General features: G+C 54.0%; 22 protein-coding genes and 1 other annotated feature. Of the genes, 21 read left to right on the forward strand and 1 reads right to left on the reverse strand.

The window, feature by feature from the left end:
* Positions 1-18: 18 nt before the first annotated feature.
* Entirely contained in the window at positions 19-411 is a 393-nt protein-coding gene (locus tag EVJ33_RS00390) for a YslB family protein (RefSeq protein WP_236634486.1), read from the reverse strand.
* A gap of 223 nt (positions 412-634) precedes the next feature.
* Between EVJ33_RS00390 and EVJ33_RS00395 the strand changes: the two genes are divergently transcribed.
* The 21 genes from EVJ33_RS00395 to EVJ33_RS00495 all read left to right on the forward strand — a co-directional run bounded on the left by EVJ33_RS00395 (position 635) and on the right by EVJ33_RS00495 (position 24361).
* The gene (locus EVJ33_RS00395) at positions 635-1252 is read left to right on the forward strand and encodes a succinate dehydrogenase cytochrome b558 subunit (protein WP_131433451.1); all 618 of its coding nucleotides are present in this window, start codon (positions 635-637) and stop codon (positions 1250-1252) included.
* Between the two features lie 16 nt (positions 1253-1268).
* A complete protein-coding gene (sdhA, locus tag EVJ33_RS00400; protein ID WP_131433453.1) occupies positions 1269-3026 on the forward strand; it encodes a succinate dehydrogenase flavoprotein subunit in 1758 nt (585 codons plus the stop codon).
* Positions 3023-3823: a succinate dehydrogenase iron-sulfur subunit gene (gene sdhB, locus EVJ33_RS00405; RefSeq protein WP_131433455.1), complete on the forward strand. Its 801-nt coding sequence runs from the start codon at positions 3023-3025 to the stop codon at positions 3821-3823. Before sdhA ends, sdhB begins: the two co-directional genes overlap by 4 nt.
* 9 nt (positions 3824-3832) lie before the next feature.
* The gene (locus tag EVJ33_RS00410; RefSeq protein ID WP_131433457.1) at positions 3833-4273 is read left to right on the forward strand and encodes an acyl-CoA thioesterase; all 441 of its coding nucleotides are present in this window, start codon (positions 3833-3835) and stop codon (positions 4271-4273) included.
* Positions 4274-4343: 70 nt separating this feature from the next.
* Positions 4344-4607 (forward strand): phosphocarrier protein HPr, encoded by a 264-nt coding sequence (locus tag EVJ33_RS00415; protein WP_024369826.1) that lies wholly within the window; start codon positions 4344-4346, stop codon positions 4605-4607.
* A 116-nt stretch (positions 4608-4723) separates the two neighbouring features.
* On the forward strand, positions 4724-5530 hold the full coding sequence (gene racE, locus EVJ33_RS00420) for a glutamate racemase (protein ID WP_131433460.1): 807 nt from the start codon (positions 4724-4726) through the stop codon (positions 5528-5530).
* Positions 5523-6272 carry a ribonuclease PH gene (gene rph / locus EVJ33_RS00425; protein WP_131433462.1) on the forward strand — a complete coding sequence of 250 codons (750 nt, stop codon included), beginning with the start codon at positions 5523-5525 and terminating at the stop codon, positions 6270-6272. The genes racE and rph overlap by 8 nt, the downstream gene beginning before the upstream one ends.
* Positions 6269-6859, forward strand: coding sequence for an XTP/dITP diphosphatase (locus EVJ33_RS00430; RefSeq protein ID WP_131433464.1), 591 nt, complete (start codon positions 6269-6271; stop codon positions 6857-6859). The genes rph and EVJ33_RS00430 overlap by 4 nt, the downstream gene beginning before the upstream one ends.
* 5 nt (positions 6860-6864) lie before the next feature.
* Entirely contained in the window at positions 6865-7377 is a 513-nt protein-coding gene (locus EVJ33_RS00435) for a metallophosphoesterase family protein (RefSeq protein WP_131433466.1), read from the forward strand.
* A gap of 541 nt (positions 7378-7918) precedes the next feature.
* Complete coding sequence (locus EVJ33_RS00440; RefSeq protein WP_131433468.1) at positions 7919-8824, forward strand: hypothetical protein; 906 nt, start codon at positions 7919-7921, stop codon at positions 8822-8824.
* Positions 8825-8912: 88 nt separating this feature from the next.
* Positions 8913-10205: a trigger factor gene (gene tig, locus EVJ33_RS00445; protein WP_131433470.1), complete on the forward strand. Its 1293-nt coding sequence runs from the start codon at positions 8913-8915 to the stop codon at positions 10203-10205.
* Positions 10206-10415: 210 nt separating this feature from the next.
* Positions 10416-11684, forward strand: coding sequence for an ATP-dependent protease ATP-binding subunit ClpX (gene clpX / locus EVJ33_RS00450; protein ID WP_131433472.1), 1269 nt, complete (start codon positions 10416-10418; stop codon positions 11682-11684).
* Between the two features lie 70 nt (positions 11685-11754).
* On the forward strand, positions 11755-14055 hold the full coding sequence (lon, locus tag EVJ33_RS00455) for an endopeptidase La (protein WP_131433474.1): 2301 nt from the start codon (positions 11755-11757) through the stop codon (positions 14053-14055).
* Positions 14056-14652 carry a ribosome biogenesis GTP-binding protein YihA/YsxC gene (yihA, locus tag EVJ33_RS00460; RefSeq protein ID WP_131433476.1) on the forward strand — a complete coding sequence of 199 codons (597 nt, stop codon included), beginning with the start codon at positions 14056-14058 and terminating at the stop codon, positions 14650-14652.
* A 113-nt stretch (positions 14653-14765) separates the two neighbouring features.
* Positions 14766-15944, forward strand: a complete 1179-nt coding sequence (locus EVJ33_RS00465; protein ID WP_131433478.1) for an AI-2E family transporter — start codon at positions 14766-14768, stop codon at positions 15942-15944.
* Positions 15945-16129: 185 nt separating this feature from the next.
* Positions 16130-17473, forward strand: a complete 1344-nt coding sequence (gene hemA / locus EVJ33_RS00470; protein ID WP_131433480.1) for a glutamyl-tRNA reductase — start codon at positions 16130-16132, stop codon at positions 17471-17473.
* A gap of 59 nt (positions 17474-17532) precedes the next feature.
* Positions 17533-18450, forward strand: a complete 918-nt coding sequence (gene hemC / locus EVJ33_RS00475; protein ID WP_131433482.1) for a hydroxymethylbilane synthase — start codon at positions 17533-17535, stop codon at positions 18448-18450.
* Positions 18422-19108: a uroporphyrinogen-III synthase gene (locus EVJ33_RS00480; RefSeq protein ID WP_236634487.1), complete on the forward strand. Its 687-nt coding sequence runs from the start codon at positions 18422-18424 to the stop codon at positions 19106-19108. The genes hemC and EVJ33_RS00480 overlap by 29 nt, the downstream gene beginning before the upstream one ends.
* Positions 19105-20085, forward strand: a complete 981-nt coding sequence (gene hemB, locus EVJ33_RS00485) for a porphobilinogen synthase (RefSeq protein WP_131433484.1) — start codon at positions 19105-19107, stop codon at positions 20083-20085. The genes EVJ33_RS00480 and hemB overlap by 4 nt, the downstream gene beginning before the upstream one ends.
* Positions 20082-21386, forward strand: coding sequence for a glutamate-1-semialdehyde 2,1-aminomutase (gene hemL / locus EVJ33_RS00490; RefSeq protein WP_131433486.1), 1305 nt, complete (start codon positions 20082-20084; stop codon positions 21384-21386). Before hemB ends, hemL begins: the two co-directional genes overlap by 4 nt.
* 47 nt (positions 21387-21433) lie before the next feature.
* Positions 21434-21654: a binding site (T-box leader), on the forward strand.
* A gap of 55 nt (positions 21655-21709) precedes the next feature.
* Positions 21710-24361 carry a valine--tRNA ligase gene (locus EVJ33_RS00495; protein WP_131433488.1) on the forward strand — a complete coding sequence of 884 codons (2652 nt, stop codon included), beginning with the start codon at positions 21710-21712 and terminating at the stop codon, positions 24359-24361.
* Positions 24362-24397: the final 36 nt, after the last annotated feature.

A 24397-nucleotide genomic window follows, 5' to 3' on the forward strand; every position in this document is an offset into this window, starting at 1 on the left:
GGTCGCATCGGCTCTTCGTCATTCATACGTATCTTTTCGGTCTAGTTGGACGGTGATCTGGACGGCCTTGCGCGCCACATCGGCGTAGCCCTCGGCGACGCATTGGAAACGACCGGCAATCTGCTCGGCTAAAAAGCCAGCTTCAAGCTGGAAGTAGCCGGTTGCCTTTTCTTGGGTCGCGGGTGGGGGAATGAGTTCGAACAAGAACTTATTTCCTTTTTCTTTCAAGAGCGTCAATTGCCCCCAGCCGGCCTCGGTAAAGAAGGCGCTCAGTTCATCGTTCGTCATGACCGGGAACTTGCGTGCGACCCGTTTGCCCGACCAATAGATGACTTGGGCGTAGTCGTCCCCGAGCAAATCCGTCAACACATAATCGCGAAGCAGTTCGATCGCGAAAGTGGGTTGGCTCATCGTTTCCATCTTCTTCCATCACTCCATTCTCTCTATACCATTATAACGACGAATCGCCTTTTGGTCACCGGGTATTTTGCAAAAGAATGTGTCACAAATCGGTCGGGTTGTCTTGTCATACAAAATTCACAAGAGTAGAATAGGAGACAGAAAGCTATATTTACATTTGAAAACGCTTTTATTTACAAAACGAGCCAAGGGCTCGTACAAAGGGGGAACTAGAATGGCAACGCGTCGTGACTACTTCAGTCGTAAAGTCCATTCGCTACTTGGGGTCATTCCAATCGGCCTGTTTTTGATCGTTCACTTGTCGGTCAACTACTATATCGTCGATGGGGTGGAATCGTTCAACAAGGCAGCAAAATTTATGGAGAGCTTACCGTACTTGTACTTCCTTGAAGTAACCATCATCGCTTTGCCGATGATTTTCCACGGTGTGTATGGCGTGTATTACGCGTTTCTCGGTTCGATTAACACGAACCGTTACTCATACGCCCGCAACTGGATGTACATGCTCCAACGCTTCACGGGCGTCTTCCTCGTCATCTTCATCGCATGGCACGTTTGGGAAACGCGCTTGGCGAAGTTGCGTGGCGTCGAGGTGAACGCGGAGATGATGCAAAACATCGTCGACAATCCGCTCATGCTCATCTTCTACATAGTCGGGATCCTCTCGGCTACGTTCCACTTCGCGAACGGTCTTTGGTCGTTTGCCATCACGTGGGGCATCACACAGTCGCCTCGTTCACAGCGCTTCATGAGCTATGTCTCAGGCGCCGTCTTCTTGGCACTATCTTTTGTCGGCATCCGTTCAATCTTGACGTTCGCGGGCATCTTGTAATTAGGGGGAAAAGTTCATGGCAAATCAAAGTTTGATCGTCATCGGTGGCGGTCTGGCTGGACTCATGGCGACAATCAAGTCGGCTGAGATGGGTGTTCCGGTAAAACTATTCTCGCTTGTACCGGTCAAGCGTTCACATTCAGTTTGTGCACAAGGCGGCATCAACGGTGCCGTCAACACGAAAGGGGAAGGGGATTCTCCTTGGCAACACTTTGATGACACGGTTTATGGGGGCGACTTCCTCGCCAACCAACCGCCGGTCCAAAAGATGGCGGAAGCGGCACCGAAAATCATTCACATGTTCGACCGGATGGGTGTCATGTTCAACCGGACGCCAGAAGGTCTCCTTGACTTCCGTCGTTTCGGCGGCACGCTCCATCACCGCACGGCTTATGCCGGTGCGACGACCGGACAACAGCTCCTCTACGCGCTAGACGAGCAGGTCCGTCGCTATGAGGCACAAGGTCTCGTCGAGAAGTATGAGGGCTGGGAGTTCCTCCGGGCCATCATCGACGAAGAAGGCATCTGCCGTGGCGCGGTCTGTCAGGATTTACGCTCGATGGAAATTAAAGCGTTCCCATCGGATGCGGTCATCCTCGCGACAGGCGGCCCGGGTGTCATCTTCGGCAAATCGACGAACTCGGTCATCAATACCGGTCAAGCGGCTGGAGCGGTCTATCGTCAAGGTGCGGTATACGCGAACGGCGAGTTCATCCAAATTCACCCGACGGCAATCCCAGGGGACGACAAACTTCGTCTCATGAGTGAGTCGGCACGTGGAGAGGGTGGACGTGTCTGGACGTATAAAGACGGCAAGCCATGGTACTTCCTTGAAGAGAAGTATCCAGCTTACGGAAACCTCGTGCCGCGTGATATCGCGACGCGTGAAATTTTCGACGTCTGTGTCAACCAGAAACTCGGCGTCAACGGCGAGAACATGGTCTACCTCGATCTTTCGCATAAAGATTCGAAAGAGCTCGACATCAAGCTCGGCGGGATCCTTGAGATTTACGAGAAGTTCGTCGGCGATGATCCACGGAAAGTTCCGATGAAAATCTTCCCGGCCGTTCACTATTCAATGGGCGGACTCTGGGTCGACTATGATCAAATGACGAACATCCCAGGGCTATTCGCAGCCGGCGAATGCGATTACTCGATGCACGGTGCGAACCGTCTCGGCGCGAACTCGCTCTTGTCTGCCGTATACGGCGGAATGGAAGCCGGTCCTGCGGCGGTCAACTATATGCGCGGTCTCGACCAAGCGACGGAGAGCGTGCCAGAAGCGCTCTTCAACTTCAACGAGCGTGAAGAAATCGAGCGGTTCAACGACATTCTCGCGATGGACGGTACGGAAAACGCCTACCAAATCCACCGTGAGCTCGGCGAACTCATGACCGATAACGTCACGGTCGTTCGTTACAACGACAAGCTCGAGGCGACGGACCTCAAACTCCGTGAGCTTCGTGAACGCTTTAACAACATCTCCGCGACCGATACGGCCCGCTGGAGCAACCAAGGGGCATCGTTCATCCGACAGCTCGACCACATGCTCGACCTCGCGCGTGTCATCACGCTTGGCGCTTTGAAACGCGACGAGAGCCGTGGTGCCCATTACAAACCGGACTTCCCGGAACGTGATGACGAGCGCTTCATGAAGACGACGATGGCACGTTACAACGAAGGGGAAGTCGATATCTCGTTCGAAGAAATCGACGTTTCGTTAATCCCGCCACGTAAACGGGATTACTCGAAGAAAGGGGCGAAGACGAAATGACGACGCCGATGCAAGCAGAGCAAAAAGACATTCGTTTTATCATTGAACGCCAGGACGGACCGGACCAAGCCGCTTATACGGAAGAGTTCACCGTTCCTTACCGTCCGAACATGAACGTCATCTCGGCGTTGATGGAAATCCGCCGGAACCCGGTCAATGCGAACGGGGACAAGACGACACCGATCAACTGGGACATGAACTGTCTCGAAGAAGTGTGCGGTGCCTGCTCGATGATCATCAACGGCAAGCCGCGCCAATCGTGTACGGCACTCGTCGATAAGCTCGAGCAGCCGATCCGTCTTGCACCGATGAAGACGTTCCCGGTCGTCCGTGACCTTCAAGTCGACCGTCAGCGCATGTTCGACGCGTTGAAAAAAGTGAAGGCATGGGTTCCAATCGATGGGACGTACGACCTCGGACCAGGACCGCGGATGCCAGAGAACAAACGTCAATGGGCGTATGAACTATCGAAATGTATGACGTGCGGTGTCTGCCTCGAGGCATGCCCGAACGTCAATGACAAGTCGAACTTCATCGGACCGGCCGCGATCTCGCAAGTCCGTCTCTTCAACTCGCATCCGACCGGCGCCTTCCACGCGGAGGACCGTCTCGAAGCGCTCATGGAAGACGGCGGCATCATGCAGTGCGGAAACGCACAAAACTGTGTCGAAGTTTGTCCGAAAGGCATCCCGCTCACAACGTCGATCGCTGCGATGAACCGTCAGACGACGCTTCATTCGTTCAAGTCGTTCTTCGGTAGCGACAAAGGCCGCACCGGTTCTGCGGTCGAGGCGTAAGGGGTACGGATGACGAAGTACTTCCGGGAAGCCGATTGGGAAACACGTGTCAGAGCAGGGGTCGCGCTAGATGTCAAAGTCCGATTCTCGGAGTGCGACCCGTACGGTCACATGAATAACACAATTCCGTTCATCTATTTCGAAGATGCACGAATTGAGTTGCTAGAGGAGACAGGATTTTCGTTGCAAGACGGGTTCGTCGTCGTGGCGGATGCCCAGTGCGACTATGTTCGCCAAGTGATGCCGCGCCAGTCGATCAAGGTGTATGCCAATGTCTTGACGGTCGGAAACACTTCATGTGATATTCATTACGGGGCATATGATGGAGACCAACTCATGTTCGCGGGACGTACGAGCCTCGTACACTTGTCGAAATCCGGGCGTCCGATCGAATGGACTCCAGAATATAAAAATCGCTTGCAGAATTTTTGCGAATCCGCTATCATTTGATAATGAGTTCACAAACAATTATTCTGCGGGTTCACCTGCAGAATTGAAATTTGAAGGGAGACCTCACGTCATGGAAAAAACGTTCACAGTCGTTGCAGATTCAGGAATTCACGCTCGTCCAGCTACACAGTTGGTAAACACAGCTTCTAAATTCCAATCAGATATCAACCTTGAGTACAACGGTAAGACAGTAAACCTCAAGTCGATCATGGGTGTACTTTCACTCGGAATCGCAAAAGATTCTACAATCAAAATCACTGCAGCTGGTGACGATGCAGAAGAAGCGATTAACACGCTTTCTGACATGCTCACAAGCGAAGGTCTTGCTCAGTAATTGAGCGATGGACGAGGCGGCCAATCGGCTACCTCGTCTTTTTTGTTTGTCACGAGACCGTTTCTTTTTCACAATCGGCTTTTTTGGTAAGATAGATAGGAATGGAAGTGATGATCATGAAACGAGCGATTGGAGTACTCGATTCAGGAGTTGGCGGCTTGACGGTGGTCAAAGAACTGATGCGCCAACTACCGAAAGAAGAAATCATCTATATCGGCGACACGGAACGGTGCCCGTACGGCCCGCGCCCGCACGATGAGATTGAAGCCTATACGTGGGAACTGATCGAGTTCCTGTTAAGTAAAAACGTGAAGATGATCGTCATCGCCTGTAACACGGCGACAGCGGTCGTCTTGAAAGAGGCGCGCAAACGCCTCAACATCCCGGTCATCGGGGTCATCGACCCGGGAGCCCGGGCGGCCGTCAAAGGGACGCGCAATAAACATATCGGCGTCATCGGCACGAAGATGACGATCGAGAGTAACTCGTACGAGACGGCACTCCGGCACGTGGCCGGCGAAATCGATGTGTATTCGCTCGCCTGTCCGCCGTTCGTTCCGCTCGTCGAGGCCGGCGAACTAGACGGAGAACGAGTCCGCGACATCGTCGCTGAGACGATTCGTCCGCTCCAGTCGTCCGAGATGGACACACTCATCCTTGGGTGCACCCACTATCCGCTACTCGCGCCGGTCATTCAAGACGTCGTCGGACCAGACGTCCACTTGATCTCGTCCGGTGATGAGACAGCGCTCGAAGTGGCGGCCATCCTTGACTTTAAAGAGCTTGAGAACGACCTCGACACGGTCCCGGCGCATCAGTTTTATGCGACGGGGGATGTCGTCATCTTTGACCGTCTCGCGACAGAATGGCTCGGTCAGCCCGTGAAAGCGGAGAAAGTAGAGGTGTCCGGTGTCGATGCGTAACGAACGAAAACATGACGAGCTCCGGCCCGTCGAGATCGTCCCCCATGTGAACAAACATGCGGAAGGGTCGGTCCTCATCTCGATCGGTGATACGAAAGTCATCTGTACGGCGACCGTCGAAGAACGGGTCCCGAACTTCTTGCGCGGCAAGAAACAAGGCTGGATCAACGCCGAGTATTCCATGCTTCCACGCGCGACCGGCAACCGTACGGTCCGCGAATCGGTCCGCGGCAAACAGTCGGGACGGACGATGGAGATTCAACGGTTGATCTCGCGCGCGCTCCGCTCGGTCGTTGACTTAGAACGTCTTGGTGAGCGCACGATTTGGATCGACTGTGATGTCATCCAAGCCGATGGCGGGACGCGTACGGCTTCCATAACGGGTGGTTTCTGCGCCCTCGTCCTCGCGGTCGATGCGCTCATCCGTCAAGGTAAGCTCGACGACACGCCGATCAAAGAGGGCATTGCCGCCATCTCGGTCGGACGGACCGACGAACTGCTCCTCGACTTGAACTACGAAGAAGATGCGGCGGCCGAGGTCGACATGAACGTCGTCATGACGGCGAGCGGTCGCTTCGTCGAAGTGCAAGGGACAGGGGAAGAAGCGACGTTCACGTTGCTCGAGATGAACGAGATGCTCCACATGGCCCAAAGCGGGATCGAGACGCTGTTCAAAGCAGCAGAAGACGCGCTCGGTGCCTCGTGGTGGTATGTCGGGGAACAATTGGAGGAAACAACATGAAACTCATTGTCGCAACACGCAACAAAGGAAAAGTCGCAGAAATCGAAGGGATGCTCACACCGCTCGGTTTTGACGTCGAATCACTGTTAGATTATCCGGACGCACCTGAGACGGACGAGACGGGCACGACGTTCGAAGCGAACGCCGAGCTGAAGGCGACGGAGGCGGCTCGCTATTTCGGCCACGCCGTCCTCGCCGATGATTCAGGGCTCGAAGTCGATGCGCTCGACGGGGCACCTGGTGTCTATTCGGCCCGTTTCGCCGGACCGGAGAAGTCGGACGAGGCGAACAACGCGCTTCTTCTCGAGAAGTTGAACGGAGCTACAGATCGGACGGCCCGTTTCGTTTGTGCCCTCTGTCTCGCCAAACCATCAGGAGAGACGTTGACGGTTCGCGGCACAATCGAAGGGACAATCGGCTACGCGCCGCACGGGGAGAACGGTTTCGGTTACGACCCGCTCTTCATCGTTCCGTCACTTCACAAAACAGCAGCAGAACTTGAGCGCGACGAAAAGGCGGCGGTCAGTCACCGCGGCCAAGCATTACGAAAGTTAGAGGCAGAAATTATTCCGTTTATGGAGGGGTGACCTGTATGCGTTTTCTCGTAGTCAGTGACAGTCACGGATTGACAGAAGAACTATCGATCATCTTCAACCGGCACGAACAAGACATCGACGACGCGTTTCATTGTGGGGATTCCCAGCTCGCGCTCGTCGACGAGCACTTGCTCCCATATCGAACGGTACGCGGCAATTGCGACTTTGGTGGTGACCTTCCGCTCGAGCGGGTCGAGGAGACGGCTGAAGGGACGATTCTGATCGTTCACGGTCATCACCACGATGTGAAGTACGACTTGAACCGATTGCGTTACCGGGCCGAAGAGATTGGGGCGAACGTCGTCTTGTTCGGCCACTCGCATGTCGCCGGAGCCGTGATCGAGGGCGGGGTGCTCTACGTGAACCCGGGCTCGATTCGGATGCCGCGCGGACGGAGTGACAAGACGTATGCGCTGATCGATCTTGAGAACGGGCAGGCAACCGTCCGCTTTTATCGGTCGGAGGACGGTGCGGCCGTCGAAGATCTCGATGTGAGCGGAAAGCTTTAACGGAATGAAAAGAAGGAATTGACAGCAAACCATTTTTCTATTATAGTTTTCTTGTCAATGTCCCAATAGCTCAGCTGGATAGAGCAACGCCCTTCAAGACAAATAGGAGCCTTTATAGGGAAACAAAAACCTATAGAGTGGACGACACTATATCGGTGAAGCCTTAACAGATCATGCTGATGGTAATACCGAGGAAACTTATTTCCTTTCGGGGACAAGATGGTTCGAAGGACTAAAGGTCATTCTTTAGAGGTAGAGCCGTTGAAGGAGCAATTTGCTCGTGAGGTTCCGTAGAGACTACACGTGTCGCACCTGAAATGGTGAAGATATAGTCCAGACTACAAACAACACACGTTGGTGGCGAAAGCCATGGTGGTAAGCTAAGGCGTCGGTCGGGGGTTCGAATCCCTCTTGGGACACTTCCATTTAAAATAGAGATAGCCTCCACGGAGGTTGTCTCTTTTTTCGTTTTTCGGGGTATTGATTGACAACGAATCGATTCCTAAAGGAAGATGGAGATGAATGGAAAGGGTGTGGGGAGATGGCAAAAGAGCAAGCGTATCCGTTTCCAGGGAACTGGTCGCGGCTTCAGAAGATGATTCAAGAGGCTGACACGTCCGGGGAGCGGCAACGGGTCGAACCGATTCTATGGGATTGGTACGAGGCAGTGCCCGGCGATCCATTTATTTTCATGGAAATATTCCAATGTCTGATGGAACGACCGGAAGAACCGGAGACGCTCGAGAAACTCGAAGAGCTCGTCACGACACAGATGACGGTGGCAGAAGAACCTGCAGCCGGCGGGCTTCAAATCGCCCAGTACTTCATCATGCGTGACCAACCGTTCGAGGCGGCCCATTGGATCAACCTGTATCTCGAGTGGCAAGAAAAGACCGATCACGTCAACACGCAAGCGCATCAAGTACTCCAAGTGTTGAAATTGACCGAGTTCCCAGCCGCGATCGCCAAAGTGAAGCGCATCCTAAACCGAGGCGGGATCGGAGAACAAATCGAGACGCTCGAACACGTCCACTTCAATATCGATGATGTCCTCGACAACGTCTTGAGAGAGCTTCTCGTCGCGGAACGACCGAAGTTGATGAAGTTGATTGTGCTCCAAAAAGCGTTCGACGAGCTGCCGGTCATCGAATGGACGGACCTCGGGACGCGTCACCGATTGACGCATGACGAGGCGAAAATCCACACGGAAGCGTGGGAGACGATGGTCAACGGGTTGCAGCGGGCCGTATATGGCGACGAGATCGCGACGCAGCTACTCATGAACTACATGTATACGCACTATCCGTTCACGCCAAGGGAGGCGTCTGAGGTGGAGACAGCGATCGCTCAAGCGAAAACGGCCATCTTACAACATGAAGAAACAGACGGCCTTGCCGCTGAAATTCTTGAGGCGGACATGCGTTTCACCGAGGCGTTTCTAGACTAAATCCTTGTGTGCAGTCGTCGGATTTATGCTATAATACGGATTGTTGTACATTTTTGTACGTATAAACGAATTGTTGGAGGGACTTAGCATGACAGCAAAATGGGAAAAAACATCAGGTAGCCAAGGCGTACTCACGTACGAAGCACCTGCAGAAGCTTTTGATAAAGCAGTTGACGCCGCATTCAAAGATGTCGTCAAAACTTTGAACGTGCCTGGCTTCCGTAAAGGGAAATTGCCACGCCCAATGTTCAACAAAATGTACGGAGAAGAAGCACTCTATCAAGATGCGCTCGATATCCTCTACCGTGACACAGTTCAAGGTGCGGTCGAAGAAGCTGGTTTCGAACCAATCGCTCTCGAAAACATCGATGTAGACGGCACGCTCGAAAAAGGCCAACCTGTAACGTTCAAAGTAACGTTCGTTGTTGAGCCAGAAGCTGAGCTTGGCGAATACAAAGGTCTCGAGTACGAAGCTGTTGAAACAACAGTCACTGACGAAGAAGTTGCAGCTGAACTTGACGCGCTTCAACAGCAAGGCGCAGAGCTTGCTGTCAAAGAAGGCGCAATCGAAAACGGCGATACAGCTGTCTTTGATTTCGCAGGTTTCGCTGACGGAGAGCAATTCGAAGGCGGCACGGCTGAAAACTACACGCTCGAAATCGGTTCAGGCCAATTCATCCCTGGATTCGAAGAGCAAATGGTCGGCTTGACGGCTGGCGAAGAAAAAGACGTTGAAGTAACATTCCCTGAAGAGTACCACGCTGACAACTTGGCGGGTAAACCAGCGACATTCAAAGTCAAACTTCACGAAGTCAAAGCGAAGCAAGTTCCTGAGCTCGACGACGAGTTCGCAAAAGACATCGACGAGTCAGTTTCATCACTCGACGAGTTGAAAGCGAAAATCCGTGAGCGTTTAGAAACTGCGAAGAAACAAGAAGCGGAAGGCACAATGCGCGACCAACTCGTCGAGCAGGCAACAGCTAACGCAACAATCGACGTACCTGCAGTACTCGTTGACCAAGAAGTAGACCGTATGGTTCAAGAGTTCGGCACACGTGTTTCTTCACAAGGAATCGACCTCAACATGTACTTCGAACTCACTGGTACTTCTGAAGAAGCGATGCGCGAAGAGATGAAAGAGCAAGCTGAAGAGCGCGTTAAAGCTCGTCTCGTCTTGAAAGCAATCGCTGAGAAAGAAGCGATCGAAGTGTCTGACGAAGATGCTGAGAAAGAACTCGAAGAAATGTCTAAACTTTACAACATCGCACCGGATCAACTCCGCACGATGCTCGCGCCACAAGGCGGAATCGAGACACTTAAAGGTGACCTCAAATTCCGTAAAGCGATCGACGTTCTCGTTGAAAACGGGAAAGCGAAGTAATCGGATGACAGAAGGACGGCTGCTCAGCAGTCGTCCTTTTTTGCGTCACGACACTTTGCATGTGTTTATCTTTGATGAAGTGATTTGTTCATGCTACAATTATTGCAACGCAGAGATGTAAATGTTTTTTCGAGAGTGCTTTGCACCTGAAAATACAAATAGGCGATTTATCGCACTTACATCCATTTTCATTCAGAAGGGGTGTACCGAATGTTCAAATTTAACGAGGAAAAGGGACAACTTAAATGCTCGTTTTGCGGGAAATCGCAAGAACAAGTCCGTAAACTAGTCGCCGGTCCTGGCGTATACATTTGTGACGAATGTATTGAACTTTGCAATGAAATCGTTGAGGAAGAGCTCGGTGTCGAAGAAGAAGTCGAATTCAAAGACATTCCAAAACCACAAGAGATCCGCAACACTCTAGACGAGTACGTCATCGGTCAAGACCGCGCGAAACGTGCGCTTTCGGTAGCCGTTTACAACCACTATAAACGCATTAACGCCGGTGGCCGTTCTGATGATGTCGAGCTTTCGAAGTCGAACATCGTGATGATCGGACCAACTGGTAGCGGTAAGACGCTTCTCGCTCAAACGATGGCTCGCGTTTTGAACGTCCCGTTCGCAATCGCGGACGCGACGAGCTTGACGGAAGCCGGTTACGTCGGGGAAGACGTCGAGAACATCTTGCTCAAGCTGATCCAGTCAGCAGACTACGATGTCGAGAAGGCTGAAAAAGGGATCATCTATATCGATGAAATCGATAAGATTGCCCGTAAGTCGGAAAACCCATCGATCACGCGTGACGTGTCAGGTGAGGGTGTCCAGCAAGCCCTTCTCAAAATCCTTGAAGGTACGGTCGCGAGCGTACCGCCGCAAGGTGGACGGAAGCATCCGCATCAAGAGTTCATCCAAATCGATACGACGAACATTCTCTTCATCGTCGGCGGCGCATTCGCTGGCATCGAATCGGTCGTCAAACGCCGGATCGGGAAGAAAGTCATCGGATTTGGGAACGATCAAGAAAACCGCGAGTTGACGCAAGAAGACTTGCTCGCCCGCGCCCTTCCGGAAGACCTTCAGAAATTCGGATTGATCCCTGAATTTATCGGTCGTCTCCCGGTCATGGCGACGCTCACGACACTTGACGAGGAAGCACTCGTCGAGATCTTGACGAAGCCGAAGAACGCCCTCGTTCGTCAGTACGAGAAAATGCTCGAACTCGACGATGTCGAACTCACGTTCACAGACGAGGCGTTGGTTGAAATCGCCAAGCTTGCGATCAAACGTAAGACAGGCGCACGCGGTCTCCGCTCGATTATCGAAGAAATGATGCTCGATGTGATGTTCACTGTCCCATCGCGCGACGATATCGAGAAAGTCATCATCACGGATGAAACGATTACGGGTCTTGCCGGTCCGAAATACGTGCTTCGCGATGGCACTGTCGAACAGACAGGCGACAATAAAGAGACAGCATAATTTTTAACGAAAAAGGCTCAAACACTCGGCACATCCGAGTTTTGGGCCTTTTTGCACAGGAGGCGTTGTAATGGAACAGTTACCAATTCTTCCTTTGCGTGGAGTCGTCGTGTATCCGCTCATCGGCGTGACAATCGACGTGGGGCGTCCGCTTTCGCTGCGGGCACTCCTTGCCGCAAAGGAACACGAGACAGATTTGATTGTCGTGACCCAAAAAGAGACAGGCAAAGAATCACCTGACCCAGAAGACTTGTATGCGATCGGGACGCGCGTCCATATCGCCAAGATGAGCGAGCTGTCGAATGAGACGGTCCGCGTGCGTCTTGTCGGAAAAGAGCGCGTCAAGATCAACTCGATTGAAGAGACGAAAGAAGGCTGGTTCGCTGACGTCGACACGATTGAAGTCGTTGAAGGGGAAGAAGTTGAACGGACGGCACTCGTGCGCCTGTTGAAAGAACAGTTCGGTAAGCTCGTCGGGACGATCAAAGGGTTGTCACCGGACGAACGGCGCCGTTTTGAGATGTATGAACGGCTCGAGTCATTGACCGATTATATCGCTTCCAAACTCGACGTCGATGTCGACATCCGCCAAGCGATGCTCGAAGAAGCAGATGCGGTCAAACGTGGCTTGGAGCTGCTTGAGATCATGACGCATGAAGTCGAAATCATCGAGCTCGAGCAAGAGTTGCGCGAACGGACGAAGAAGACGATCGAGCAAGCGCAGAAAGAATATTATTTGCGTGAACAGATGAAGACGATTCAGCAAGAGCTCGGCGACCAGTCGCAAGAGTCTGAGCCGAACCGTCTCCGTGAGAAACTCGAGGCGCTCGATTTGCCGGAGACGACACGGAAGAACGTCATGCGTGAAGCCGAGCGGTTGAATGTCGTCCCGGCGACGTCACCCGAATATGCGGTCATCCGCAACTACCTCGACTGGATCGCCTCGCTCCCATGGGGCATCGAGACGGAAGATAAACTCGACGTCAAACATGCGGCCGACGTTTTGGATGACGACCATTACGGGCTCGAGTCGGTGAAAGACCGAATCCTCGAGTACTTGGCGGTCCGTCAGTTGACGAACTCGCTACGTGGTCCGATTCTTTGTCTCGCCGGACCTCCAGGGGTCGGGAAGACGTCGCTCGCTCGGTCGATCGCGTCGGCGCTCGAGCGTCACTTCGTCCGTGTCTCGCTCGGCGGGGTACGTGATGAGGCCGAGATTCGGGGTCACCGCCGCACGTACATCGGGGCGATGCCAGGCCGCGTGATCCGTGGCTTGAAACAGGCTGAAAGCAAAAACCCGGTGTTCTTGCTCGATGAGATCGATAAGATGGCGTCAGACTTCCGGGGCGACCCGGCGTCGGCCATGCTCGAAGTGCTCGACCCGGAACAGAACGTCTCGTTCTCGGACCACTACATCGAAGAACCGTTCGACTTGTCGAACGTGCTCTTCATCGCGACAGCGAACGATGTCTCGCAAATCCCGGCACCGCTCCTCGACCGGATGGAACTCATCCAGATTGGCGGCTACACGGAACTCGAGAAAGTCGAGATCGCCAAGCGCCACTTGGTACCGAAGCAATATAAAGAGCACGGCTTGAAGAAGAGCCAGCTTACGATCAAAGAGGACGCACTGTATGAGGTCGTCCGCCGTTATACGCGCGAGGCCGGCGTCCGGAACTTAGAACGGGTCATCGGTTCGCTTTGCCGGAAAGCGGCGAAACAAATCGCGATCGGCGAGAAGAAGCGCGTCACCGTCTCGTTGAAGAGCCTTGGCGATTACCTCGGGAAACCGAAGTACCGCTACGGGAAGGGTGAGACGGAAGATTCAATCGGAGCCGTCACTGGACTCGCCTATACGGCGTTCGGAGGCGACACGCTCACGATTGAAGTCGCGCTCGCGCCAGGCAAGGGCAAGTTGCAGTTGACGGGGAAACTCGGTGACGTCATGCAAGAATCGGCGCAGACGGCGTACAGCTACGTCCGTTCAAACGCGGAACGGTTCGGGATTGACCCGACGTTCTACGAGCGTCAAGACGTGCATATCCACGTCCCGGAAGGTGCCGTCCCGAAAGACGGCCCATCGGCCGGGATCACCATCGCGACGGCGCTCATCTCGGCCTTGACCGGGAAGAAAGTCCGCCGTGACATCGGCATGACCGGAGAGATCACCCTCCGTGGCCGTGTCCTGCCAATCGGTGGATTGAAAGAGAAAGCGCTCGCCGCACACCGGGCTGGCTTGACGACGATCGTCATTCCGAAAGACAATGAGCGGGACATCGATGACATTCAAGACACCGTCCGTGAGAAACTGACGTTCGTCCCGGTCACGACGCTCGATCAAGTATTAGAAGTAGCATTTGGAGGAAATTAAATGAAAATCACTAAAGCAGAATTTGTCACGAGTGCCGTCGCACCGGACCATTACCCGATTCACGAGTTGCCGGAAGTCGCACTCGCCGGACGTTCGAACGTCGGGAAGTCATCGTTCATCAACAAGATTTGTCAGCGCAAAGCACTCGCGCGGACGTCTTCAAAACCAGGGAAGACGCAGACGCTGAACTTCTTCAACATCAACGATGAGATCATGTTCGTCGACGTCCCGGGCTACGGTTACGCGAAAGTCTCGAAGACGGAGCGGGAGAAGTGGGGCGTCATGATGGAGCAATATTTGACGTCACAGAGCGCGCTCCGCGGCGTCGTCCTGTTAGTCGATATCCGTCATGAGCCATCAGGCGATGACGTGACGATGTACAACTTCTTGAAGCATTACGAGATCCCGGTCATCGTCGTGGCGACGAAGCTCGATAAAATCAAGAAAGCACAGCGTCAAAAACATGAGGCGGCCGTCAAGCGGAAGCTTCAGTTTGAATCGACGGACCGATTCGTCGCGTTCTCGGCGGAGACGGCCGAAGGGAAAGACGAGGCGTGGAAAGCGATTTACGATTTACTGACACGCGAAGAAGATTGATCGAAGACGAGGAATCTCCTCGTCTTTTTTGTTTTCAGGGTTACGCGAGCGGGTAAGTATCGTATAATTGTCCTAATTACATAAGACAAGAGAATACAGAACGAGGTGGAAAGATGCAAATCATGTTTCAAAACAAATGGTACCGCTTCTTATTTTGGACGCTGACGATTTTCTTGGTCATCTTGGTCGGGACGGAAATTTCTTTCGTGTTCGAACCGATTCAAGTTATTTTGGCGCTCGTCACGGTACCGCTCATCATTGCTGGACTTTTCTATTATTTCTTAGTCGGGATTGTCGACTTCTTAGAGAAACGGATGGAAGGTAAACGTCCGCTCGCCGTCGGCATCACGCTCGGGGGGCTCGTGCTGATCTTTACGCTCGTCTTCAGCATCCTCGGACCGGTGCTCGGGGAGCAGGTCACATCGCTCGTCAATGCGATGCCGAGTATCGCCAAAGAGTTGCAGGAGCAGGCGTTCGCCGTCCGTGACTCACTCATGCAAAACGAGTTCTTATCACGCTTCATCGCCGAGAACGATGATATGTTCACCGACTTCACGAACAACGTCACGACGTACCTCGGTGATATCTTCGGGAACATTGCCTCATCGCTCGGCCAATTCGTCGGCTTCATCACGTCGGCCGTCATCACGATTGTCGTCATTCCGTTCATGCTTCTATACATGCTTCTCGATGGAAAACGTCTTCCGGACTCAATCGTCAAGCTGTTGCCGTCGAGCTATGAGAAGGAGACGCGTAACATCCTGCATGACATGCATACGACGGTTAAAAACTACGTCCATGCCCAGTTGATCGTGGCGTTCTTCGTCGGAATCACCTCGCTCATCGGGCTCTGGATTATCGGCGTCGATTATGCCATCTTGCTCGCGCTCTTCATGATGGTGACGAACATCATCCCGTACGTCGGACCGTTCCTCGGTGCGGCACCGGCTGTCGTCGTCGCCTTCATCCAAGACCCGATCAAAGTACTCTGGGTCATCGTCGTCATCATCATCGTCCAACAGATTGAAGCGAACGTCATCTCACCGCTCATTCAAGGGAAGACGCTGAAGGTGCACCCGTTGACGATCATCATCGTCTTGCTCGTCGCCGGAAACTTGGCCGGGATTATCGGGATGCTGATCGCCGTTCCGTTCTATGCGGTGGCAAAAGTCGTCGTTCAAAACATCGTCCGGATTTACAAGCTGAGGGAACGAAAGCATTACCTTGAAGCGGAAGAGGAAGATGAGAAGCCAGAGAGTCAAATCATTACCGATCCATCCTCTTTAAAATGAGGAATCAAGTAGAAATGGTCTTCATGTCCGTTTCTACTTTTTTTTGTCACAAAAAGTTCTTAAATTATTTCACAAAAATCGAACAGAAGATTATAGTTCCTAAATAAAAATTGTTATAATGTACGGTAGAGATGTAAAAAAGAAGAGACAACCGTCGGTGGATTTTGGATGAGGGGAAGAGGTACATGCATATTGTCGTCGTTGGACTAAATAACAAGACAGCCCCTGTCGCGATTCGGGAGCAGTTCTCGTTTGGGGAGCAAGAAATCGTGGACGCGATGATTGCGCTTCGCGAAGAGAAGAGCATATTTGAATCGGTTATTTTGTCGACTTGTAACCGGACGGAGCTATACGTCGTCACAGACCAGCTCCACACCGGACGTTATTATACTAAACGCTTTTTAGCGAACTGGTTCGATTTAGAGATGGACCAATTCACACCGTATTTGTCGATTCGTGAAGGAGAAGAGGCGATTCGCCACTTGTTCCGTGTCACGTCTGGACTCGATTCGATGATTATTGGGGAAACACAGATTTTAGGTCAAGTGAAATCGAGCTTCTTCCGCGCCCAAGAGAACGGGACGACGGGAACGGTGTTCAACAAACTGTTCAAAGAGGCCGTGACGCTCGCCAAACGCGCCCATACCGACACACAAATTGGGGAAATGTCGGTATCGGTCAGCTCGGCGGCGGTCGCACTCGCCCAAGAGATGTACGCGTCGCTCGACGACAAACAAGTCGTCGTCGTCGGTGCCGGTGAGACAGGCGAGTTGACAACGCTCAACTTGTTCGAGGCCGGTGCGAAACAGATTGCCGTCTTCAATCGGACCGAGAGCAAAGCGAAAGCAGTTGCCGATAAGTTCGAAGGGCGGGCCCATTCGATTCGTGAGATCGCCTGCGGCTTACTCGACGCCGATATTTTGATCAGCTCGACCGGTGCGAAAGATGCAGTCATCGCCTATGATGACGTCGCCGCAGCGCAATTGCTCCGCCGAGAACGTCCACTTTTGTTAATCGACATTGCTGTGCCGCGAGATATCGATCCAGCGGTCCGGGCACTTCCGGGTGTCCATTTGTTCGATGTGGATGACTTGAACGGTATCGTCAACAAAAACTTGGCGGCCCGTCTCGTCGAAGCGGAGAAGATTGAAATCAAAATCGACGAGGCGATCCAAGAGTTTCAAACATGGCTCGTCACGCTCGGTGTCGTCCCGATTATGAACGAGTTGCGCGCCCGCGCCCTCACCGTTCAAGAAGAGACGATGGAAAGCCTCGAACGCAAGCTTGACCATCTATCGGACCGGGATAAAAAAGTCATCGGCAAACATATGAAGTCAATCATCAACCAAATGCTTCGTGAACCGATCGATTATATCAAAGACGCGGCCGCACAACCGGATGCGAACACACGCATCAACCAGTTCGTCGAGACGTTCGGCCTTGAAGTCGACGTCCCGGACGTCGAACCAGAAATGGAAGAGACGGAAGCGATGTCAGCGAAAGCACCACTCCGCGCCTTGATGCGCTAATACAAAATCAAAAAAGGCGGCGAATCTCGTCGCCTTTTTCTATGAAGGGGATATGGACTATGCGTAAAATTATCGTCGGCTCACGCCGCTCACAACTTGCGATGACACAGACGAAATGGGTCATCGACCAATTGAAGAAAGCTGGGGCGCAAAACGAGTTCGAAATCAAAGAGATCGTGACGAAAGGCGACCAAATCGTCAATGTCCAGTTGTCAAAAGTCGGCGGCAAAGGATTGTTCGTCAAAGAAATCCAACAACAGATGATTGCCGGGGACATCGACTTCGCCGTCCACAGCATGAAAGACGTCCCGGCCGAGTTGCCGGAAGAACTCTATATCAGCTGTATGCCGAAGCGGGTCGACGCTCGTGACGTGCTCATCTGCGAGAACGGCTATACGTTCGAGACGCTCCCGGAAGGTGCCGTCATCGGGACGAGCTCACTTCGTCGCGGTGCCCAAATGCTCGCCGCCCGCCCGGACTTCGAGATTCAATGGATCCGCGGCAACATCGACACGCGTCTCAAAAAACTCGAGACGGAAAACTTCAACGCCATCTTGCTCGCCAAAGCTGGGCTCGAACGGATGGGGTGGACGGACCGTGTCGACTTCGAGGCGCTTGACGCCGACATGATGGTCCCGGCCGTCGGACAAGGTGTGCTCGCCATCGAGAGCCGGAAAGAGGATGCTGAAGTGACGGCGATTCTACAATTGCTCCACGATGACGTGACGGCGAAAGCCGCGACGGCGGAGCGGACGTTCCTCAAAGCGATCGAAGGCAGCTGCCACGTTCCGGTCGGCGGTTACGCGACGGTCGACGGGGACGACGTGACGCTCACTGGGCTCATCGCTTCAGTCGACGGCAAAGAAGTGCTTCGCGTGACGAAGACGTCATCTGACGTGATCGCACTCGGCAACGACGTGGCAGACGATTTGCTTGGACGCGGCGGGCGTGAAATTCTCGCCTCGGTCAATGCGTGACGTCTGGTACACAGGGACAAAACGACTGACCGCTACGCAACGAGCCCGGCTCACCGCGAGCGGTCTTTCCGTTCATCACGTCCCGCTCATCGAGACGAGATTGACGTACAATCAGATGCCGATCAGCCGATTCGATTGGCTCGTCGTGACGAGCCAGACGGCGGTGCCAGCGCTCCGTGACGTCCCGCGCGACGTCCGGGTCGCGGCCGTCGGGGAGAAGACGAAACAAGCACTCGAGGCCGTCGGCTTCACCGTCGCGCTCATGCCGGATACATTTACGGGCGAGGCGTTATTCCGCGATTTGGCGAGTGCCGTCGATGAGGGTGATATCGTCTTGTTCGCCCGAGGCGATTTGGCGAACACGGATCATATGAAGCAACTCGCAAACGTCCACGACTGGGTCGTCTATGAGACGATTGGCCGTGAACTGACGGGGACGGAAGTCGAGGCGCTCGAAGGAATCGAGGCGCTCCTCGTCCTCAGCCCATCCGCCGTTCGAGCACTCACGCCGTACCTCGAGCATTTCCATGGGACGTGGTACGCCATCGGTGAAGTGACCGAGCGCGCCGTCCGGGAAGTGTCGACGTTACCGGTCCGAGTGCCTGAGTGTTATACTATGGATGCATTAATACAGTGTATAGGGGAGGATTTTTCATGAACCAGTTCGACCGTCACCGTCGCCTTCGTTCATCGAAGTCGATGCGTGCACTCGTACGTGAAAACCATGTTCGGAAAGAAGATTTGATTTACCCGCTCTTCATCATCGAAGGGACAGACATTAAACGTGAAGTCAGCTCGATGCCAGGCGTCTTCAACTTCTCACTCGACCGCCTCGAGGATGAGATCAAAGAAATCGTCGACCTTGGCATTCAATCGGTGCTCTTGTTCGGGGTACCAGAACATAAAGACCCGGAAGGTTCAGAAGCGTATCACGACCACGGCATCGTCCAAGAAGCGATCCGCAAAGTGAAAGAGTGGGCGCCACAGCTCACGGTCATCGCGGACACGTGCCTATGTGAATATACGTCGACAGGCCATTGTGGCATCGTGAAGAACGGTGACGTCGATAACGACGCATCACTACCGCTTCACGTCCAGACGGCGATCACGCAAGCGCAAGCTGGCGCTGACATCATCGCACCGAGTTCGATGATGGACGGCTTCGTCGCCGCCATCCGTGAAGGGCTCGACCAAAACGGATTCAACCATATCCCAATCATGAGTTACGGTGTCAAGTACGCATCGGCGTACTACGGACCGTTCCGTGACGCAGCCCAATCGGCGCCTGGCGAAGGCGACCGCAAAGGCTATCAGATGGACCCGGCCAACCGTCGTGAAGCGTTCCGTGAATCACAGTCGGACGTCGAGCAAGGCGCCGACTTCATGATCGTCAAACCGGCGTTAGCGTTCATGGACATCATCCGTGACATGCGCGACTCACTCGATATGCCGATCGTGGCGTATAACGTGAGCGGCGAGTACGCCATGGTCAAAGCGGCTGCTTTGAACGACTGGGTCGATGAGCAACGGATCGTCATGGAGACGATGGTCGGCTTCAAACGGGCCGGCGCGGACCTCATCGTCACGTATTTCGCAAAAGACGTCTGTCGCTATTTGGAAGGAGACTACGCATGACCTACAAACAAACACGCTCAGAAGCGGCGTTCGAACAAGCACGTCCGCTCATGCCGGGCGGGGTGAACAGCCCGGTCCGTGCCTATAAATCAGTCGGTATGACGCCAATCTTCGCTGAACGCGGTGAAGGCTCACGCGTCTACGACATCGATGGCAACGAATATATCGACTACGTCCTCTCATGGGGACCACTCATCCTCGGCCACCGTGACCCGGTCGTCACGAAGGCGATTCAAGAGCAAGCCGAGAACGGCTGGACGTTCGGGACACCGACCGAGCTCGAGACGAAAATGGCCGAGCTTGTCATCGAGCGCGTTCCGTCAATCGAGATGGTACGCATGGTCAACTCGGGTACGGAAGCGACGATGGCGGCACTTCGCCTCGCACGCGGCTACACGGGCAAGACGAAAATCTTGAAGTTCGAAGGTTGCTACCACGGTCACGGCGACTCGCTCCTCATCAAGGCTGGTTCGGGCGTCGCGACGCTCGGTCTCCCGGACTCACCAGGTGTGCCGAAAGACTTGGCGAGCCAGACGCTCACGGTGCCGTATAACGATTTGGAGGCGCTCCGCATCGCGTTCGAGAAGTTCGGCGACGACATCGCTGGCGTCATCGTCGAACCGGCGGCCGGCAACATGGGCTTCGTGCCACCGCAACCTGGCTTCCTCGAAGGACTCCGCGAAATCACGGAACAGTACGGCGCACTCCTCATCTTTGATGAGGTCATGACCGGGTTCCGGGTCGGCTATAACTGTGCCCAAGGTTACTTCGGCGTCACGCCGGACTTGACGTGCCTCGGGAAAGTCATCGGCGGCGGCCTTCCGGTCGGTGCCTATGGCGGGAAACGCGAGATCATGGAACAAATCGCACCGCAAGGACCGATTTACCAGGCGGGTACGCTCTCAGGGAACCCGCTCGCGATGATTGCCGGCTACACGACGCTATCGCAACTCAAGCCTGAGCACTACGCTGAGTTCGAACGCAAAGCGGACCGTCTCGCCGAAGGCTATACGAAAGCGGCCGAGAAGTATAACATCCCGCACGACACAAACCGGGCCGGCTCGATGTTCGGGTTCTTCTTCACGAACGAGAAAGTGACGAACTTCGAGAAGGCGAAGACGGCGAACCTCGACTTGTTCCGCGCTTACTATCAGAAGATGGCGGCGCGCGGCGTGTTCTTGCCACCGTCACAGTTCGAAGGCTTGTTCCTCTCGACCGTGCATACGGACGAAGATATCGACCAGACGCTCGCAGCGGTCGACGCGACGTTCAAAGAGCTGCAACAAGAGTTTTCACTGTAATCTTGACGGAAACATCTTCTGTCGCTACAATTGTTTAACAGATACGATTAAAAGCTACGATGAGGAATAGTACGCAATCAACATCCTTTTTCAGAGACGCGGCCGCTTGGTGCGAGGCCGCGAAGGATGGTGCGGAAGTCGCCTCGGAGCTGACCTTTTGAATGAAGTAGGAAGGTCCGGTCCATCGACCGTTATTCGATTTTGAGGGCGCCACCTGTTGGCGAACTAAGGTGGTACCGCGGAAGATACGGCTTCTTTCGTCCTTAGCGTTAAGGACGAGAGTAGCCGTTTTTTTGTCCACATTATTAGAGGAGGTTGGGCATATGGCCAACGAGACAAACGAAATCACCATGCCGACGAAGTACGATCCAAGTGCGACGGAAGCGAAATGGTATGACTACTGGTTAGAGAACGACGTATTCAAAGCAGACGAGGACGATTCAAAACAGCCTTACACGATCGTCATCCCGCCACCGAACGTCACGGGGAAACTTCACCTCGGACACGCGTGGGACACGACGCTCCAAGACTTATTGACGCGCCTCAAGCGCATGCAAGGGTATGACGTCCTCTGGCTCCCAGGGATGGACCACGCCGGAATCGCGACGCAAGCGAAAGTCGAACAGAAGCTCCGTGAGGACGGCATCATGCGTTACGACCTCGGACGCGAGAAGTTCCTCGAGAAGACGTGGGAATGGAAAGACGAGTACGCCGACACGATCCGTGCCCAGTGGTCAAAACTTGGCCTCGGTCTCGACTACTCACGTGAGCGCTTCACGCTCGACGAAGGACTCTCGAAAGCGGTCCAGGAAGTGTTCGTCCGTCTCTATGAGAAAGGCTTGATTTACCGCGGCGAATACATCGTCAACTGGGATCCGGCGCAAAAGACGGCCGTCTCGGACATCGAGGTCATCTACCAAGAAGTCGAAGGCGCGTTCTACCACATGAAGTATCCGCTCGCTGACGGCTCAGGCCACATCGAGATCGCGACGACACGTCCGGAGACGATGCTCGGCGATACAGCCGTTGCCGTCAACCCGAAAGACGAGCGTTACGCGCACCTCGTTGGCAAGACGATCATGCTTCCGGTCATGAACCGTGAGATCCCGATCGTTGCCGACGACTACGTCGACATGGAGTTCGGTACAGGTTGCGTGAAGATCACGCCGGCGCATGACCCGAACGACTTCGAGATCGGGAACCGCCACGAACTCCCGCGCATCCTCGTCATGGACGAAGGCGGCAAGATGAACGAGAACGCCGGCAAGTACGAAGGGCTCGACCGCTTCGAATGCCGCAAGCAACTCGTCAAAGATTTAGAAGCGGACGGCACGCTCGTCAAGATCGAGCCGCACACGCACTCGGTCGGTCACTCGGAACGTTCAGGCGCAGTCATCGAGCCGTATCTTTCGAAACAGTGGTTCGTCGACATGGAGCCGCTCGCGAAAGCAGCGCTCGAAGCGCAAGGACATGACGACACGAAAGTCAACTTCGTCCCAGAGCGGTTCGAAGGCACGTACCTCCGTTGGATGGAGAACATCCGCGACTGGTGTATCAGCCGTCAACTTTGGTGGGGCCACCGCATCCCGGCTTGGTACCATAACGAGACAGGTGAAATCTATGTAGGGAAAGAAGCACCGGCTGACAGTGAGAACTGGCACCAAGACGAAGACGTGCTCGACACATGGTTCTCGTCAGCGCTCTGGCCGTTCTCGACGATGGGCTGGCCGGACACGGACTCAGCAGACTTCAAACGTTACTTCCCGACGAGCGCGCTCGTCACGGGTTACGACATCATCTTCTTCTGGGTATCGCGCATGATTTTCCAATCGCTCGAGTTCACTGGGAAGCAGCCGTTCAACGACGTGCTCATCCACGGTCTCATCCGCGACTCGGAAGGCCGCAAAATGTCGAAATCGCTCGGAAACGGCGTCGACCCGATGGAAGTCATCGACCAATACGGTGCGGACTCGCTCCGCTGGTTCCTCCTCACGGGATCGACACCAGGGAACGACCTTCGTTTCTATTGGGAGAAGATTGAATCGACATGGAACTTCGCGAACAAGATTTGGAACGCGAGTCGTTTCGCCCTCATGAACATGGACGGCATGAAGTATGAGGATATCGATTTGTCAGGTGAGAAGACGCTCGCTGACAAGTGGATTCTCACACGCTTGAACGACACGATCGACCAAGTGACGCGTCTCGTCGACAAGTACGAGTTCGGCGAAGCTGGCCGTTACTTGTACAACTTCATCTGGGAAGAGTTCTGTAACTGGTACATCGAGATGGCGAAACTCACGCTCTACGGTGAGGACGAGACGGCGAAAGCGACGACACGTTCTGTGCTCGCGTATACGCTCGACTCGATCATGCGTCTCATGCATCCGTTCATGCCGTTCCTCACAGAGGAAATCTGGCAGCACTTGCCGCACGAAGGCGACTCGATCGTCCGTGCGAGCTACCCGACACGTCGCGACGAGCTCCACTTCGCGGACTCGGTACCAGCGTTTGAAGCGGTCATGAACGTCATCCGTTCGGTCCGTAACATCCGTTCGGAAGTGAACGCACCAATGTCGAAACCGATTCAGCTCTTCATCGCGACGAGTGACGACACGACACAAGGTTACTTGAGCGAAAACGAAGCGACGATCGGCAAGTTCACGAACGCGACCGAGCTTGAAATCGGACGCGGCTTGACGGCTCCTGATAAGTCGATGTCGGCCATCATGACGGGTGCAGAACTGTTTATCCCGCTTGCTGACCTCATCAACTTCGAAGAAGAGATCGCCCGTCTTGAGAAAGAAGTGGCGAAGTACGAGAAGGAAGTCGAGCGCGTTCAGAAGAAACTCGGCAACCCAGGCTTCACTGGCAAGGCACCGGCTCACGTCATCGACGAAGAGAAGGCGAAAGAGAAAGACTACCTCGACAAGCGTGACGCGGTCCGCGCGCGTTTGGAAGAGTTGCGTAAGTAAGACATCAACCTTCTTTGGAGACTTGTTCTCCGAAGA

It is taken from the genome of Exiguobacterium sp. SL-10 (assembly GCF_004337025.1).
Lineage (GTDB): Bacteria > Bacillota > Bacilli > Exiguobacteriales > Exiguobacteriaceae > Exiguobacterium.

Bases quoted from the DNA above. Each gene is read 5' to 3' on its own strand.
- EVJ33_RS00395 (WP_131433451.1), top strand. From the start codon at position 635: ATGGCAACGCGTCGTGACTACTTCAGTCGTAAAGTCCATTCGCTACTT.
- EVJ33_RS00440 (WP_131433468.1), top strand. From the start codon at position 7,919: ATGGCAAAAGAGCAAGCGTATCCGTTTCCAGGGAACTGGTCGCGGCTT.
- tig (WP_131433470.1), top strand. From the start codon at position 8,913: ATGACAGCAAAATGGGAAAAAACATCAGGTAGCCAAGGCGTACTCACG.
- EVJ33_RS00390 (WP_236634486.1), bottom strand. From the start codon at position 411: ATGAGCCAACCCACTTTCGCGATCGAACTGCTTCGCGATTATGTGTTG.
- EVJ33_RS00410 (WP_131433457.1), top strand. From the start codon at position 3,833: ATGACGAAGTACTTCCGGGAAGCCGATTGGGAAACACGTGTCAGAGCA.
- hemB (WP_131433484.1), top strand. From the start codon at position 19,105: ATGAACCAGTTCGACCGTCACCGTCGCCTTCGTTCATCGAAGTCGATG.
- EVJ33_RS00495 (WP_131433488.1), top strand. From the start codon at position 21,710: ATGGCCAACGAGACAAACGAAATCACCATGCCGACGAAGTACGATCCA.
- EVJ33_RS00430 (WP_131433464.1), top strand. From the start codon at position 6,269: ATGAAACTCATTGTCGCAACACGCAACAAAGGAAAAGTCGCAGAAATC.
- hemC (WP_131433482.1), top strand. From the start codon at position 17,533: ATGCGTAAAATTATCGTCGGCTCACGCCGCTCACAACTTGCGATGACA.
- clpX (WP_131433472.1), top strand. From the start codon at position 10,416: ATGTTCAAATTTAACGAGGAAAAGGGACAACTTAAATGCTCGTTTTGC.
- EVJ33_RS00435 (WP_131433466.1), top strand. From the start codon at position 6,865: ATGCGTTTTCTCGTAGTCAGTGACAGTCACGGATTGACAGAAGAACTA.
- yihA (WP_131433476.1), top strand. From the start codon at position 14,056: ATGAAAATCACTAAAGCAGAATTTGTCACGAGTGCCGTCGCACCGGAC.
- hemA (WP_131433480.1), top strand. From the start codon at position 16,130: ATGCATATTGTCGTCGTTGGACTAAATAACAAGACAGCCCCTGTCGCG.
- lon (WP_131433474.1), top strand. From the start codon at position 11,755: ATGGAACAGTTACCAATTCTTCCTTTGCGTGGAGTCGTCGTGTATCCG.
- sdhA (WP_131433453.1), top strand. From the start codon at position 1,269: ATGGCAAATCAAAGTTTGATCGTCATCGGTGGCGGTCTGGCTGGACTC.
- sdhB (WP_131433455.1), top strand. From the start codon at position 3,023: ATGACGACGCCGATGCAAGCAGAGCAAAAAGACATTCGTTTTATCATT.
- EVJ33_RS00415 (WP_024369826.1), top strand. From the start codon at position 4,344: ATGGAAAAAACGTTCACAGTCGTTGCAGATTCAGGAATTCACGCTCGT.
- hemL (WP_131433486.1), top strand. From the start codon at position 20,082: ATGACCTACAAACAAACACGCTCAGAAGCGGCGTTCGAACAAGCACGT.
- racE (WP_131433460.1), top strand. From the start codon at position 4,724: ATGAAACGAGCGATTGGAGTACTCGATTCAGGAGTTGGCGGCTTGACG.
- EVJ33_RS00465 (WP_131433478.1), top strand. From the start codon at position 14,766: ATGCAAATCATGTTTCAAAACAAATGGTACCGCTTCTTATTTTGGACG.
- rph (WP_131433462.1), top strand. From the start codon at position 5,523: ATGCGTAACGAACGAAAACATGACGAGCTCCGGCCCGTCGAGATCGTC.